This window comes from Phyllobacterium brassicacearum (assembly GCF_003010955.1).
GTDB classification, from domain to species: Bacteria; Pseudomonadota; Alphaproteobacteria; order Rhizobiales; family Rhizobiaceae; genus Phyllobacterium; species Phyllobacterium brassicacearum.
This window is the reverse complement of record NZ_PGGO01000023.1, coordinates 14146-30205: the sequence shown is the minus strand read 5'-3', so window position 1 is coordinate 30205 and position 16060 is coordinate 14146. Positions and strand designations below refer to the sequence as shown.

Annotated in this window: 13 protein-coding genes; 5 read left to right on the top strand and 8 right to left on the bottom strand. The window is 52.8% G+C overall.

Features of this window, described 5'->3' with window-relative positions:
• The first annotated feature begins 112 nt into the window (after nt 1-112).
• The 5 genes from CU102_RS23150 to CU102_RS23130 all read left to right on the top strand — a co-directional run bounded on the left by CU102_RS23150 (nt 113) and on the right by CU102_RS23130 (nt 4394).
• On the top strand, nt 113-898 hold the full coding sequence (locus CU102_RS23150; protein ID WP_133624496.1) for a hypothetical protein: 786 nt from the start codon (nt 113-115) through the stop codon (nt 896-898).
• A 69-nt stretch (nt 899-967) separates the two neighbouring features.
• Nucleotides 968-1171 carry a helix-turn-helix domain-containing protein gene (locus tag CU102_RS23145; RefSeq protein ID WP_106713454.1) on the top strand — a complete coding sequence of 68 codons (204 nt, stop codon included), beginning with the start codon at nt 968-970 and terminating at the stop codon, nt 1169-1171.
• 28 nt (nt 1172-1199) lie between these two features.
• Nucleotides 1200-1697, top strand: coding sequence for a helix-turn-helix domain-containing protein (locus CU102_RS23140; protein WP_106713453.1), 498 nt, complete (start codon nt 1200-1202; stop codon nt 1695-1697).
• Complete coding sequence (locus CU102_RS23135) at nt 1679-2716, top strand: tyrosine-type recombinase/integrase (protein ID WP_106713452.1); 1038 nt, start codon at nt 1679-1681, stop codon at nt 2714-2716. The genes CU102_RS23140 and CU102_RS23135 overlap by 19 nt, the downstream gene beginning before the upstream one ends.
• A gap of 535 nt (nt 2717-3251) precedes the next feature.
• Entirely contained in the window at nt 3252-4394 is a 1143-nt protein-coding gene (locus CU102_RS23130) for an acyltransferase family protein (RefSeq protein ID WP_208113817.1), read from the top strand.
• 197 nt (nt 4395-4591) lie between these two features.
• On the opposite strand, the gene CU102_RS23125 is transcribed toward CU102_RS23130, so the two are convergent.
• The 8 genes from CU102_RS23125 to CU102_RS31165 all read right to left on the bottom strand — a co-directional run bounded on the left by CU102_RS23125 (nt 4592) and on the right by CU102_RS31165 (nt 16058).
• On the bottom strand, nt 4592-5716 hold the full coding sequence (locus tag CU102_RS23125; RefSeq protein WP_106713451.1) for a glycosyltransferase family 4 protein: 1125 nt from the start codon (nt 5714-5716) through the stop codon (nt 4592-4594).
• Nucleotide 5717: 1 nt separating this feature from the next.
• On the bottom strand, nt 5718-6833 hold the full coding sequence (locus tag CU102_RS23120) for a glycosyltransferase family 4 protein (protein ID WP_106713450.1): 1116 nt from the start codon (nt 6831-6833) through the stop codon (nt 5718-5720).
• Between the two features lie 41 nt (nt 6834-6874).
• On the bottom strand, nt 6875-9757 hold the full coding sequence (locus CU102_RS23115) for a glycosyltransferase family 4 protein (RefSeq protein ID WP_106713449.1): 2883 nt from the start codon (nt 9755-9757) through the stop codon (nt 6875-6877).
• A gap of 465 nt (nt 9758-10222) precedes the next feature.
• Complete coding sequence (locus CU102_RS23105; protein WP_106713447.1) at nt 10223-11182, bottom strand: GDP-mannose 4,6-dehydratase; 960 nt, start codon at nt 11180-11182, stop codon at nt 10223-10225.
• Nucleotides 11183-11221: 39 nt separating this feature from the next.
• Nucleotides 11222-12196 carry a GDP-mannose 4,6-dehydratase gene (gene gmd / locus CU102_RS23100; protein WP_106713446.1) on the bottom strand — a complete coding sequence of 325 codons (975 nt, stop codon included), beginning with the start codon at nt 12194-12196 and terminating at the stop codon, nt 11222-11224.
• An 85-nt stretch (nt 12197-12281) separates the two neighbouring features.
• Nucleotides 12282-13697: a mannose-1-phosphate guanylyltransferase/mannose-6-phosphate isomerase gene (locus CU102_RS23095; protein WP_106713445.1), complete on the bottom strand. Its 1416-nt coding sequence runs from the start codon at nt 13695-13697 to the stop codon at nt 12282-12284.
• Nucleotides 13694-15124, bottom strand: a complete 1431-nt coding sequence (locus tag CU102_RS23090; protein ID WP_106713444.1) for a phosphomannomutase — start codon at nt 15122-15124, stop codon at nt 13694-13696. The genes CU102_RS23095 and CU102_RS23090 overlap by 4 nt, the downstream gene beginning before the upstream one ends.
• Nucleotides 15125-15686: 562 nt before the next feature.
• Nucleotides 15687-16058, bottom strand: a complete 372-nt coding sequence (locus CU102_RS31165; RefSeq protein ID WP_106713443.1) for an FkbM family methyltransferase — start codon at nt 16056-16058, stop codon at nt 15687-15689.
• Between the last annotated feature and the right edge of the window lie 2 nt (nt 16059-16060).

The following is a 16060-nucleotide window of genomic DNA, read 5'->3' as shown; positions in this document are numbered from 1 at the left end:
ATCGGTAGCGGATTGACTAAATCTGTAAATCGTAAATGTTCACTGTTGGTCACTCACGTCCCGGTGTGTCCGTTCGCGCTGTCAAAGCGGACTTATTCAGTTTGGAGTAAATGTGTCAGGCGTTGATAGCAATAAACTCAGAAAACGGATAGCCGGTTCGACCACCCACGCGCACCTCAAGGAAAACGCCTGGATTGGCTTCGGTGCAGCCGTGGATTGGATCGCCCTTCGAGGGCAGAGCGTTGCCGAGGGTGAATATGGCGACCGCCTGGATGATGCGGTGGCCGTTCTTATAACCGAGATTCAAAATCTGGACCCTGCAAGTTGTGAAGTTGTAGTGGAGGGGGTTGAGCTCTTGGATGTGAAGGGTCCGCACGTTTCTGTTTTGCATGGCTGCTGGTCTGGCGTGCGTTTCAGGGAGGCCGATTTTGAACTCGGAGCGTTCAATCTTGTCTTGGTTGATGACGACGACGAATGGGGTGGTTCACTCGATGGCAGAAGCGACGGGTACACGAAGCTTCGTATCCGAACACACTTCATTCTCGATCGATGGCAACTTGGAACGCTTGAGGTAGATCCAGACAAACAGTTTGCAGCGAAAAAACTTCAGAGGGTGTCTAAAGGTGCACGCTATTCAGAGCTTGGCTTCACCCAAGCTCTGAATAAATTGATATCCCTAGCTCCCGCCGACATTCTTCCACTCACGGTGCGTGAGTTGGATTTTATAACAAAAGCCAAATTTCCAACCGTCCCGAGAGATGTTTCGCGGAGGATTTATAAGAAAATTGCGGGGCAGCAACGGCCAGGCCCGCGAGGATCACGCGATTCGGATTTGGGTCGCAAGAAGCGTATTCAGGAATTGTGCGAGAAAATACTGGCCGCACAATTGCACGATTAGCTCGCGCAATTTTTCCGCATCAATCTCTACGTGTCCACCGGAGCTCACCGGGACGCGATGGAGATTTAGATGAACAGCAGGACTACACTCAGCATTTCAGAAGTTTGCAAAACCCTTGGGATTGGTCGGTCGACTCTTTACGTTTTGATTAAGGAAGGGCGCTTGCCAGTGCGCAAGCTGGGCAACCGGACGCTTATCCTGCGGTCAGATCTTGAAAATTTCGTGTCGGCACTGCCTCTCGGCCGTCCACACCATGACTCCGCCACCGAATAATCTGTCGTGCCGATTGGCGGAGGACCAAATGCCTAAGCGTTTTTCGACGTTCAGAATCAAAAAGAATTTGCTCTATACGACTGAGGAAGTAGCGAAACTGTTGGGCGCGAAACAGCAGACAGTTCAGCAATGGATTTGGAGACAGGGTCTGCAAACCGTTGATGATCGCATTCCACATCTTGTTCGGGGAAGCGCACTGTTTGAATTCATCAAAATCAAAAACAACCGGAAGCGTCAGAAATGTGCGCTCCACGAGTTCTACTGTTTCTCCTGCAAAGCGCCTCGTCCCGCGGCCTTTGATGAAGCTGATCTTGTGAAACGCTTAGCGAGCGGTGGGGGCTTGCTTTCCGCCCTTTGCCCCGTCTGTGCCTGCAGCTTGCATAAGTGGGTTTCGTGCGCTCAGTTTGCCGCTTTCAGCCAGCACGCCAAAGTTGCGATAAAAGCGGTCCTTCACACTCAAAATGATACTTGGATCAACGTTGTTGGTGATAGCCAAGGGAGGTCACAATGCCCCCTTCAAGACTGATCCACAGTAACGCCCGGATGGTGCATCGGTATTTGACATTCATGCGCCACGCTCGCGGTCGGAGCATTTCGACGATCGATCAGATCTCGGCCGCGATTATGGACTTCGAGCAAAGTACCGGGGGCAAAGATTTCCGTCTCTTTAAGCCGGCTTGGGCAATTAGATACAAGGAGTATCTCGCGGCCAGACCATCGCAGAATACGCCGGGTAAACTTGCCCCATCGACAGTCATCTCGCGGCTTTCAAAGATTGAGCATTTTTTTCAGTGGCTGTGCGAGCAGGAGGGATACCGGTCGAAGATAAAGTTCTGTGACACCAGTTACTTCGCTCCTACACGCCATGAAACCGGAATGGCTAATTCCAGGCGGCGTCGACAAATCCCGACTGTCGAACAGATAGTTCATATCGTGCGAGCTCTGCCTGCCAGCAAAGACGAAGAATTGCGCAACCGCGCCCTTATAGCATTCATTCTATTGAGTGGCGCTCGCGCGAATGCGGCTGCATCGTTCAGTTTAGGAAATATCGATCTGAACGCCAGGACGATATTCTTTGACAGTCAAACCACCCGTACAAAAAACCGTAAGGCTTACACTGCAGATTTCTTTCCGGTTGGAGACGAAATCGAGACAATTGTGACGGATTGGGTGCACCATTTACATCAGGTAAAACTTTTCAGCAATTCGGACCCGCTGTTTCCCGCGACAAGCGTTTCAAAAGGTGAGCAGCTTGTGTTTGAAGCGGATGGCTTGTCGCGGACATTCTGGAAAAGCTCCGAACCAATAAGGCGAATATTCAAACTATCCTGTGAGCGTGCCGGTGTGCCATACCTCAACCCGCATTCGCTTCGAACCACTCTGGGACTACTCGGGCAGCAGATCACCACAACGCATGAGGAGTTCAAGGCGTGGTCTCAGAACCTCGGCCACGAAAGCATTGATACTACATTTCGAAGCTACGGACATATTGGCGAGTTTCGGCAAGCGGAGCTGATGGATGTGATAAGGAAACGGTTGGAATAGAGAATGGGTGGCGCAGAACGAAAGGCGCAGATCATGTTGGACTTGTAACCCAAACATCGAAACAACATTGTCCGCAACGACTTCTGCCTCTGTTTAAAATAGTTTATGCGCCAGCTACCGGCGGGGTCTGGATCTTTCATGAACAAGCTACTTTGCCTTCGCGATTTCGAGGAATCACAATCGTTTGGCGCGTGCATTCGAACTCCGAATGGCAAACGTGGGTTGAGGATGCAGATAATTGGCTAGTAGCATCACTACACGCGACACGAAATCTACGAAAACAGGCATCTGACCAGGAGAGGGCAGCGCAATTCCACGGACTTCAACCGCTCCATGCGCTGCCAAAGCGCAATGATCCAATCTAAGTTAGCCAGAGCTGTGACCTCGACTGAAGACTGAGCCAGAATTGTTGACCGCGGTACGCAATTAGATGTGCTGGCTCCCCTCGACATCCAACAAGCACATGGTTATTGGTGGCCCCCGATCCATAACGTACCGAGGACTACCTTTGCATTTGAGTGAGAGAATATACGGTTTGGATGCATTGCGTGGATTTGCCGCCCTTTCCGTTTTAATCTGGCATTGGCAACACTTCTTCTTTGTGGGTGGCGTTCCTTCGGCCGTACCGATGACGAACCAACCGTTCTATCCAATCTTATTTGCGTTCTATCATTTCGGTTACTACGGCGTGGAAATGTTTTTTTGCTTATCGGGATTCGTTTTCTTTTGGCTATTCTCGACCAAGATAACCAAACGAGCCATCAACCTTTCACAATTTGCCGTTGATCGGTTTAGCAGGCTGTATCCGCTTCATTTTGTTACTTTTTTGATGGTTGCCGGCCTGCAATATTTCTATATCAGCAACCACCGCGTGCTCTTCGTATATCAGGCCAACGACGTCTATCATGCTGTGCTCAATTTGCTTTTAATGCCCGCATGGTTTCCAGAACCAGGTTGGTCGTTCAACGGCCCTATCTGGTCAGTATCTATCGAAGTTTTAATGTATGCTTTGTTTGCGGCAGCGTGTCTGACCGGCCGGCTGAAATACGTCATTTTCGCTGGCTTCATTATCGTCGGGTTTCTGTTGCCGGGTGAATGGCACAAAGTCGCCAAGGGCCTGAAGCTTTTCTTCGTGGGTGGATTTGCATATCTGGCCCTGTCCGCTCTACTGCGGCTTATGTCTGCACATCGCACTGCTGGGCTATTGTGCGGATTATGTCTCGGCGCATGGAGCTGGATTATCATATATGGTGCTGGGGTACTATTTGTTACCTGCATCACATTCCCCCTCACCGTAATGGCTCTTGCCGCACTCAACGCGGTCTGGCCCGATCGATTTCGATCCCTAAAATGGCTTGGCGATAGCAGCTATGCGATCTATTTGTTGCATGTCCCGTTTCAGATCACACTAGCCATGATCGCCGACGGTCTAGGCTACACGCGTGAGATATTCCAAAGCCGCGCAATTTTTCTCCTGTTCTTCTCGGTTCTGGTGGCTGCATCCCTATTATGCCACCACTATTTTGAGACATGGGCGAAGAACGGAATACGGATGCGTTACGCGAAGGCTGTGGCTGCTAAACTTCGAATCGCAGATCGAGATCATTTCAAACGGCACATCGAGGACGTTCGCCCCGTTACTGCAACAAGCACAAACGGGGCCGTGAGGGTTGACTGAATGGACGGACGCCCCATGACAGACGGCATCGCAGTGGTCAGCGATCTCCTTGCCGCCGCCTCGCCATCCGCGCTGTAAAGCCTATCCATATCGAAATCTCGTCAGACACCCCGTGTCAGAAGTCGGACGCAGGATTCCGACCCGCTGGGCAGGAATTTCTCGCCTGGCGGTAGATCGTCTCTAATGGGCGGAAAAGGCTAAGTGGGCCGATTTTTCGATGCTACTGCTTCATAGATATCGGCATATGATTCAGACATCTTCGCCATCTTGAAATTATTCTCGTAGCGCCAAAGCGCAGCAGCTCCGAGTTGTTTATTCAGGTCTGGCTCCTCCCAAAGCGTTGTCATTGCATTGGCAAGTTCCACCGGATTATTGGGGCTCACAACCAGACCAGTTTGGTTGTGCAGATTGACGTAACTAGTCCCGGTGCCAATTTCGCACGTAATCATCGCTTTACCGAACATCGCAGCTTCGACGAGAGAGAGGCCAAAAGCTTCGGATCGCAGGTGGGATGGAAAAATCGCGGCATAACAAAGATCTAGCAGGGCAACCTTATCGTCGTCTGGGAGTGATCCGAGGAAAAATACATCTCGCAAGTTTAAATTTACTGCCTGGAGTTTGAGATCGCCTTCAACTGGACCCGTGCCCACAATCACAATTGGATGGCCTGTTTGACGGGCGGCTTCGAGAAGGATATGCAGGCCCTTGTAATAGCGGAGTACTCCTACGAAAAGAAAGAAGCGTTCCGGTAGCTTCGCACGCCAAGCGGCCCTACGCGCCTCGTCAAGCGGCGGATAAGCGTCTCGGTCCAGCCCAATGGGAACTACAACGGATTTGGACTTGAATTCGCTCAGTTGCTCGCTCGAGTCCAGGTAGTTCGGCGACGTGACCACAATCTGGTCTACGCTCTTTAAGAAACGTCGCATCAACGGCCGATAGAGGCGCAGCAGGGTCTGCTGTTTGACGATGTCTGAATGATAGGTCACGACAGTTGGTTTGTTCAGTCGAGTGGCAAAATGGACAATATCCATAAAGGGCCACGGAAAATGGTAATGGATAACATCCGCCTCATTGGCCAACTCGCTGAAGCGATGAAATGCACTTAAAGAAAATCCCGTGGACGCCAATTCAAAGTCGAGTTTGGCCTTATGTGCCCAATGTCCGTCAAAGAATAGGGAGTTCTTTTTCGGCTCCCTGCTGAGCGAAAGCACTTGTGTTTCGACTCCATAGGCCGATGTGCCCTTTGCAATTGAATGGATCGTGCGTTCCACACCGCCAAACGTATCGGGCCAATATGTCTTGAAGAAGTGAAGCACACGCATGTCAGTGCTTCCTCACTGCGATGGCTTCCTCAAAGACGGATAGCAGCTCGCGAGCACTTTTCTCCCAATCGAACCGAGCCGCGTTTGCACGGGCGTTGTTGGCCAGCTGTTGGTGCAGCGCGTCGTCCGTGGCCAGGCGACGCAGCCCATCAGATATTGACCGAATGTCTGTCGGATCGACCAGCAGGGCCGCGTCACCAGCCACCTCCGGCATTGATGAGGAATTCGATGTCAGCACTGGTACGCCCATGGCATTGGCTTCGATGATCGGGAAACCAAAGCCTTCGTATAATGAGGGCATTGCGAGTAGTCTGGCATGGCTATAAAGAGCCGCCAGGTCGTCATCCGTCACATATCCCGTCAAACGAATAGAGGCTTCGATGTTCAGCCGCTTGATGTGTTGGCCAAGTTCTCCTAGGTGCCAACCTTGACCGCCAGCGATGACAAGTATCAATCCCGCCCTAATCTCATCGGCGAGCAGGGAATATGCTTCCAGCAAGTTGAGCAAATTCTTGCGCGGTTCTAGCGTTCCGACAAAAAGCGCGTACGGGTGATCGATACGATGGTCTCGCAGCGTGTCATTGGCTGCTGCATGACCAATCTTTGTCAGGCCTGAATAAACCACCCGTGCTTTTTCGGTAGCACTGGGCACCAAAGTTTGCAGTGCCTTCCGAGTCGCCTCAGACACTGTAACTATCCTGTCTGCTCCTTCGATAGCTGGCTTCATCAGATAGCGGTCAGCGAGCCAGCTCTGCCGCCGCATGGTCGATCCGGCATGAAGCCAGACAAGGTCGTGTATCGTCACCACGCGCGGTATTCGCCGATCAAGCGTAAAGGGCAAACGATGCGCGGGCCCCCAAAAAACGTCGATCTGATCACGTGCGGCCAGGCGCGGCAATTCAGTTTGCGCCCAGATCATGCGCCGTATCGCACCGCGCTGATTTGCAATCCTGATGGTCGCTCCGGCCAAAGGTGGAATAGGAGAATGCGGTTCCTCTGGCAAATAGAGAATCAGTTCAGTTCCCTGTAGCGCCAGATGGCGGCACATTTCCAATAGATAACGCCCGATCCCGGTAAGATTCGGAACGAGGTTGCGAGCATCAATGCCGATTTTCATTTGGGATCACTAGCGCCGAGCCAATCGTTTGCCATGAGCATTCACGTTAACGGAATATGCAGCGTATTGTCCCACCAGCCAACGCTTTCTTGCACAATTCCAACCTCGACGTGCGTGGCGCCGCGCTCGCGCCACTCCGTCGGCACTTCGACCGCAATGTACAGTTTATCGCCCGGGATATGCACAAAAGGAATGCGCGCAAGCGAGTTATCTTTCTGCAAATTTACACCCTGCTCATTCAGCAAGCGACAACCGACGTATAGCGCCATTGGTCCGCGGCTCGACCAAACAACCTGCGATTGATTCTCCACCTTCACCGTTAAGAGCAATTGGCCACGGACTTCATCAAGTGTTGGGCCGCTGACAAACTCCATTTGATACTCGCGCTCGTCAATACTGACTGGCTTCGACATGGATATGTGTCCCAAGTCATTGAGTGCAACGAAAGGGTTGGAGTTTCTTGGTTCGTAGATTTTGTACCAATTGTCTCCCATAACGACATTGCGCAATTGCGCGGCGCTTTGATCCCAATTGATCCAATCTGACGGCGATGAGTGCCCGTTTCCGCCAAATCCCTGTCTGATTTCAACAAGCACATTGGCTAGGGCGTCGGCAGAGCCAACTTCAAAAAAACGGCACGCGGCGCCCTCTGTCACTTCGCGAAAGACCGGGATATCGCTGGTGACAATCGGCTTGCCGAAATGGCGGGCTTCAACGATCGGCAGCCCGAATCCTTCAGCAAAGGAAGTCGCAAGCAGCGCATCCGCATTGCTGTAAAGTTCGGCCAATTTCTCGTCATTGACATTTCGGTGCCAGTGCAGGCGACGTCCATACTCAGCATGGTTGGTGATGCGGTTCGAAAGCTCTTTTGTATTCCAGCCCGGTTTGCCCACGATAACAAGTTCTTCATCACCCCCGTCCCGCCATAGCTTTTCAAAGGCGTCGATTGCCACCGTGTGCCCCTTGCGTGGTTCCATCGTGCCAACCATCAAATAAGAACGGTTCTGTGCGGGCCGGCGAGCAGAGGCCGAAATCTTCACGCCATTGGAAAAGTTGGCGCCAAGGTGCCAATACCCAACCTTCATGCGGCGCGGAAATTCAATGGCTTCGAGGATGCCAAACAGCTCATCGGCAACTGCTCGTGAAATGCAGACGAAGCCCGTTGACCAAAGAAGAGCCGATTTTAGCCATTCGGTGAATACCGGCGGCATGTTCTTGTCACACATCGCAGGGTGTTTCAGGGGGATGGTGTCGTAGAGACAGGTCGCAACGTCACAGCCCAACAAACGTAAGGAGATTAGGCTCGCAAGGTGCGTTTCATGCAGATCCCAAGAACTGTCGAGCATCAAAACATGATCCGAAGGCCTGAAGTAAATATTAGATGATCCTAAAGCGTCTCGCTTTGAGATCTTTTTTGTAATTTCGCTCGATTGGGCTTGCTGCCATGTCATCTTGCTATCGCTGAACATAATGAAATTCCTGTCGCCGATCTCATTTGGCCGATTGCTGAGCGACGAACAAATTTCCTTGACGACACGTTGAATGCCGGTTGCATGGTCGTGAAGAAGTGTCGAGGAAGCGTCGATAAAGAGACGCTCCTCGGTGAATTTCCTGACTTCAGAGTTCGCAAACGCTTTCGCTATTTCGATTGGCTCCAGAGCAAATTTGGAAGCCGCTTCGCCATACATATCGCGGCTGGACTGAAGGTCTTGGCTCAGAGGCACCGGGTTGACATCAATTTTCAGCAGTGTATCCAAAGCTCGACCGGCCGTTCGTTCCCAAGAAAATTCCTTTGCGCGAACCAGGTTTTGTCGAGACGCACGTTGTGCGGATGGTTCGTCGGTAAGGAAACGTTCAATCTTATTCGCAAGGTCATGAGCATTGGATGGGTCAAACTGGTAATCGTCATCACCGATGACTTCGGAAAGTGCACTTCCGCGCGAGCCCAAGACGGGGGTACCTGTCAGCATCGCCTCGACGGCGGTCAACCCAAATCCTTCCATAAGCGATGGCTGAACCAAGACGCGCGCTGCTCTGTACAACTCGAAGAGTTTTGAGTCATCGACGTGCTCAAGCGCAACCAGATTGCCATCAGGCAAAGCATTGGCCTTCCACTGTTCGACCAGCGGACCCAACAGCTCAGATGGTTGCTCGCCGACCATAACGAACTTTGTCTGGGATTGGATCTTATCTGGCAGCAATGCAAATGCGTCGATGACAAGGGGAACGTTCTTGCGCCAATCCAGAGCGCCAACATACAGAACAAAAGGATCAAACCGTGAGAACTGCTTCTCGTTGGCTGTGCCAAGCAGATGATTGAGAAGATCAGGGTCAACGCCTGTGGAGATATTTGTCGCCGGGACATTCGGAAACAACCTCTTTGCGTCGTTGCAGGAGAACTCTGAAATACAAAGATTGTGGGTAAAACGATTGTATGCTGAAAACCTCCTATTGTAGGCTCGCAACTCATCCTTTGAATTCAGATATCGATCTGGAAAATGATGGGGAATAGCATCGTAGAATATCGATACGATTGGGCGGCTGAATAGGGTGTTAGGTAGTAACGGCACTGCACAGTTCCATGTCCCTTCGAAGGGACTGGCGCTTAACGCAACATCTGGTTGTAGACTTTCGACATGCCAAGATATTGCCAATTCACTCAGTTTACGCTGATCCGTATACCCGAACGGTACCTCCCCACCCTTCGCTACACCACTCCATATATGAATATTACGAGGGTCTATCCATTTCTCGACGACGCTGCGTGCGGAGATTGCTTGATACGGCATTTCGGCGTTGAAGGAGATAGTCAACTCGGCATTCGGAAATTGAGCCAAACTTCGGATGAAGTTCGTGACGTAACGCCCAATCCCGCGCGTTCTGCTGGGCGTTTGCAGGCACTGCCCGTCAATCCAAATCCGCATCTATTGGCGCCTTCGTATCGTATATTTGGACGAAACGTTGAGCCAGATGGATACAAGCTCTGGGTCCGGAATCGTGAAAATTTCCGGTAGCGATGGAGAACATTTTGACGATGAATACTTGCGATTCTCCGCAAACAAAAATGCCTTCCTGCGAATTGACGGAAGCATTTGCAGCAGTTGGAACAGATATGCCTTCAGGCGTGGCCTGCGCTTGACGTAAAGAAGTGCATGCTCAAGAAATAAGCGCGCGCCGTTGTTCAAGTGCTCTTTTACAAAGTGTGCCTGCGCGCGCGGGTGTAAGATCAACCAGAAAGCGCCAAGCCGAGATCGAGGAAATCGCCCGCGCAATTCCCCGAGAACTGAAGCCAAAATAGATTGTCCATAGTGCCATACACTACGCAGCATGCAGGTTATCTCCAAGGGCGTAAAATTTGGCCGCTGCCGAGCGTGGAAAGGGTAACATGGTCATGGAGCAGGCATACGCGCTTTCCAATCATCAAATACGTCAGCTAAGGTCTCTTCGAAATCAATATTTGGCTGCCAATCCAGCACACTTTGTACCGCGCCAGCATCGCCAGATGCGCTTGCTACTTCACTGCTGCGCAAACGCTGGGGGTCGACGTGAACTTCAATCTTCAAACCCGACAGCCGGATCAAAGTGTCAAGGATAGACTGAATCTGGCGTGGCTTACCTGACGCGAGGTTAAATGCCTTGCCATAGGCTTCCGGATTTTCTGCGAGAGCTGCATCCGCGTAAGCGCGAACCACATCGCGGACATCCAGAAAATCCCGGTAGGCAAGCAGGTTGCCAACGTGCATTACAGGCGGCTTCAAGCCGGCCGAAATCTCCACCAGTTGCTTGGCAAAAGCTGCAACGACGTAAGCATCCGTCTGGCCCGGACCAGTGTGATTGAAGGGCCGAAAACGAATAGCATTCAAACCCTCATAAGCAAGCTCCCCAACAAGAATATCGGCCGCCGCCTTTGTCGCACCGTAAACATTCATCGGCTTGAGTGCTGCGTCCTCGGTGAGTGGCACGCCCCCAGAGTCAATGAAGGAGGCGCCATACACCTCGGAACTGCTGACAAAGATAAAGCGCGCGTCTGGAGCTGCTTCCATCGTCGCATAAGCCAAATTCATTGTGCCGGTGAAATTGATGTCCCAAGCGCGGCGCGGTGCCCTGCTTGCATCCGTTGCCGCAGCAACTGCAGCCAGATGCACGACAGATGTTGGCCGGAAGTCATGAACAAGTTGGAGAACTTGTTCATTATCTGTCACGTCGACATTTCTACCGGAGAGCAAGCCGTGCCCAACTGGAAGGACCAGTATGGACTGGTTCTGTCGACGCGCCTCCAATTCGCGCTGGAGCCAGGAGCCGACAAACCCATTGCCACCGGTTATGAGAACGCGATGTTCAATCGCCATGAAAAGCCACCTTGTTGCGCACTTCTCTCGAACGCAAGCTTACTTGCTCAACCGCTTCAAGTCCGCCTCGACCATCTCCACGATCATCTCTTCCAAGGTAATCTTGGGCTCCCAACCGAACTTTTCCTTCGCTTTTTGTGGGTTGCCCAAGAGGACATCAACTTCAGCTGGACGGAAAAGCACCGGATCGATAATCAAATGATCGTCGATATTCAAACCGGCATGATTGAAAGCAATCTTGCACATATCCCGGACGGTTGTCGTGCGACCCGTTGCGATGACATAGTCATCTGCAACATCCTGCTGCAACATCATCCACATGGCTCGTACATAGTCCTTGGAATGACCCCAATCGCGCTTTGCATCGATATTGCCGAGGCGGAGTTCCTTGGCCATACCAAGTTTGATGCGTGCAACCGCATCAGTCACTTTGCGTGTGACAAACTCAATCCCGCGAAGCGGCGATTCGTGGTTGAAAAGAATTCCGCTGGATGCGTGGAGACCAAAGCTTTCGCGATAGTTTATGGTCAGCCAGTGGCCGTAGAGCTTGGCCACGGCGTAAGGCGAACGTGGGTAGAACGGTGTGGTCTCCGACTGCATTGGCTCCTGAATGAGGCCGTACATTTCGGAAGAAGAAGCCTGGTAGAAGCGAGCATCCGATTTTTCCAGTCGAACCGCTTCCAGAACATTGGTGACACCAAGACCGGTAACTTGACCCGTCAGAATGGGTTGCTGCCAGGAAGACTTGACGAAAGATTGCGCTCCGAGATTATAAACTTCGTCAGGCTTAACATCCTGCATGGTGCGGACAAGGCCGGAAAGATCCAGCAAATCACCATCGGTTATCCGCACTTCACGCTCGATACCTAGCCATTCAAGTCGAGTCAGGTTCACATCGGAAGTGCTGGAACGCCGTGCCAGACCGTGGACTTCATAACCCTTTTCAAGCAAAAGTTGCGCGAGATATGCGCCGTCCTGTCCCGTAATACCAGTTACCAATGCTTTCTTGGCCAATTTAAATCTCCGTATTCGATAATTCTACATCTGCGAACTTTGTTGTTCGCGATACCAATTATTACATTCACCTCATAGCGAAATTTTACGTCCGTCCATAAACATCTTCAAACCGGACGATATCATCCTCGCCGAGATAATCCCCGCTCTGCACTTCAATCATCACAAGGCGCATGATTCCGGGGTTTTCAAGGCGATGTTTATGCCCACAGGGGATGTAAGTCGATTCATTCGTGGAAAGGATGAGTTCCTGCTCGCCATTGATCACTTTCGCCGTCCCGCTAACGACAACCCAATGCTCCGAGCGGTGGTGGTGCATCTGCAGGCTCAGGCTCGCGCCGGGCTTCACCTCGATGCGCTTGATCTTGAATCGCTCGCCCTCTTCCAGCGTCGTATAGGTACCCCAGGGACGATGTACTGTCCGATGCAGGCTATGCGCTTCGTGCCCGCTGTCTTTCAACTGTGCGAACAGCTGTTTCACATTCTGCGCCTGGTCCTTGTGGGCAACCAGTACAGCATCGGCGGAGTCGACAATCACCAGGTCGCTGACGCCCACGGTTCCGATCAAGCGATCGCTGCTTTGGATGAAACAATTTTCGGTGCCTACGAGAACGGTATCGCCGTTGATGCGGTTGCCCGCTGCATCTGCGTCCGTCAGTTCCGCGAGCGCATTCCATGAGCCGATGTCGGTCCAGCCGATATCGCAACCAACCATGGCAACATTGTCGGCTTTCTCAAGCACCGCATAGTCAATCGAGTTCTTCGGGACCTGTGCAAACAGGTCGCGGTCGAGCGTAACCTGCGTGCCGCTTGCGACCTTCGATTGAAACGCTGCGAGGACGCTCGCCTGGCATTGAGCCAAAATTTCCGGGCAATGCTGCTCCATCAGGCCGATCATTGTGCCTGCCGAAAAGCAGAACATGCCGGAATTCCAGAAGAAGCGGCCCGACGCGATGTAATCCTTGGCGCGTGCGAGATCCGGCTTCTCGACGAAACGGACAACATTCTCACCGTCAGCTTCGATATAGCCGTAACCCGTTTCCGGATATTCCGGATTGATGCCAAACGTGACGAGCCGGCCCTTGGCAGCAAGTTCGATGGCCTTCACGGACGCCGCACGGAATGCCTCGAGATCACGGATCATATGGTCTGCCGGGAAAAGCACGATGATCGCATCGTCACCATACACCTGCTGGACGTGCAACGCTGCAATCGCCGTGGCGGCGGCAGTATCCCGACCCATCGGCTCCAGAAGATACGTGCACTTCAAACCGGGCGCAGCGATTTCGCGATACTCGTCCTCGGTCTTGAAGAAGAGTTCGCGATTGGTAATGGTCACGATCTGCTCGACATCCGGCAGGACAGCGGCGCGTACGAACGCGTGTTGAAGCAGGCTTTTGCCGTCGGCGAGTTTGATAAAGGGCTTTGGGTGTGTCTCGCGTGAAACGGGCCACAGGCGGGCACCGGCGCCGCCGCTCATGATTGTCGGAATGATCTTCATGCGTTGTTCGACCCCAGCGCCTTTTCAGCTTGTCCAAGTCCCCATTCAAGCAACTGTTCCGCCCGCCCGTCGGTCGATGCTTCCGCATAACAACGAAGCTCAGGTGCGTTGCCAGATTCACGAAAATGGACTACTTCGCCCGTTGCGAGGACAACCCTGACACCATCGATAGCGTCGTTGTCTCTGATTGTGCCGAGCTGGGCGAAGAAGCCCGCCCGTTTGTCATCATTGTCACGGAGCCCTTGCAGGAACGGACCGCTTCGTTCCGCGGAGACGTTTTCGATGCGGCCGCTGCGCGTGAAGCGCGAAGGCAACCCGTCGAGCAGTTTCGAGACCGCAACGCCATCCCTTGCAGCCATGCCGAGAACGCTGAGGATCGGTAGCATGGCATCGCGGGTCGGTAACGCGCCCAGTTGCCCGCGGTCGGCGGGGACGGATGAACCAAGCAGGACGCCGCCATTGGCTTCGAACCCGACAACCCGGCCATGGCCATCCTTGACGGCCTGTTCCATGCCTTCGATGACATAGGGTGATCCAACGCGCGTGCGATAAACCTTGGCAAACAGGCCGCTGAGCTCGATAGCGGTATTTGAGGTTACCGGCGTAACAACCGCGTCGGCATTCACAAAGCGCGCTGTCAAAAGTCCGAGGCTGTCGCCGCGCAGAAACACGCCGTTTTCATCGGCAATGAGAGGCCTGTCCGCATCGCCATCGGTCGAGACCAGCGCATCGAGCTTGTATTTCTTGGCTGCAGCATCGGCGAACGCAACATCTTCGGGACGCAGAGCCTCCGTATCGACGGGGACGAACACATCTGAACGGCCAAGCGCCACGGCATTGGCTCCGAGTTCCTGCAGGATAGTCACAATCAGATCCCGCGAGACCGAACTGTGCTGGTAAACTCCAATCCGCTTTCCAGCGAGCGCTTGTGGACCAAGCAGTGCAACGCATCTTTCACTATAGTTCTTCAGTGCATCGGGCACGATCGCAGCCGTTGCGCCGACAGGAGAAGGCGCCAAGGTATCGAGCTCAAGAACAGAGAGAATGCCGGCCTCATCGACCTTGTCGATCTCGCCGTCGGGGCGATAGAATTTCAAGCCGTTACGGTCTGCAGGGATATGGCTGCCGGTCACCATGATGGCCGGAACCTTGAGGCTCATCGCTCGCAAAGCCAGGGCCGGGGTCGGCAGTGGTCCACAATTTTCGACAGTCATGCCGATCTCTTGTGCGGCGGAAATACAAGCAGCCGCCATCTGCGGGCTGCTGGAGCGCAGATCATAGCCGAAAAGCACAAGCCCGCCGGCTGGAACCGAATGTGCATTTTGCATGTGTTTAAGGAACGCCAGCGTATACGCTTGGCAAACCGCATCGGGCAGTTCAGTGACCAGACCACGAAGGCCGCTCGTTCCAAATTTCAAACTACTCATTGTTGATTTCATCGGGGTTGAAACTAGCGAAGGGCGATTCTGATATTCTGCCACTCACCATCCTGAGCAAGGGAAGCACAACAGATAGTGCCGTCTAGCCTTTTTGAACGACGATGACAACCGCGGGCGAGTAAGCCCTTCGCTTTAACATTCCTTCGGCAATCGCGCAACGCAATGGCAAAGACAGTGCAAGCGGCGCTGTAACGCGCACGCGTTTTCGCATCCTTGGGTTGAGCTGGTTAGAGGCAAGCCGATAAAGTGGCGTAAGGCTAAGGCGTGGCGGCGCGCTTGATGTTCCTTGGCGGATTTTGCAGCGCATTCAACTAAGGCTGCCTCGTCGGTTCGTCTTGCCCATCATCAGTTATTGCGCCACTTGAACCACATGTCCTGGAATTGGATAGGGCGTTCCGTCGTGCTCTAGCCATGGCCGACTGGGTCACCTCCTCCCGATCAAGGCGAACCCAGAGTCCGTTTAAACGAATTGTCCTAAGGGAAGGCGTCCCTTGAGTAAGCTGACGGAAAACGGAGGTCGCCTTCGCCGAGAACGATCGCCGGAGATCACCTATGCGAGCTTGAGCCTTCGCTTCACTGCACCCCACGCGTTCGCAATTTGTGATTGGTCGCGGACGTAAATGTCGTTTGGCGGAAGCTTGGACCAAAGGCTATACCCACAGCCCTTCATGTATTCGACGTAATCTGGACTATCAAAAAGGTTCTCGAGAATGACTACCATGGGACGGTATCGGTTCAGACTAAATCCCCGCATCACATTCAGTTCCCAACCTTCCACATCAACAGCTAAGATATCTACGCGGCGAAGTTGCGGCTCATGATCGGCGAGAATTGTATCCAGCCTCCGAACCCTGACTTTGATAGTTTTGAGGCTCGTTTTAACGGGGCTGGTTTCTCGTAACTCAGCGTATTTCCCCTTGATAC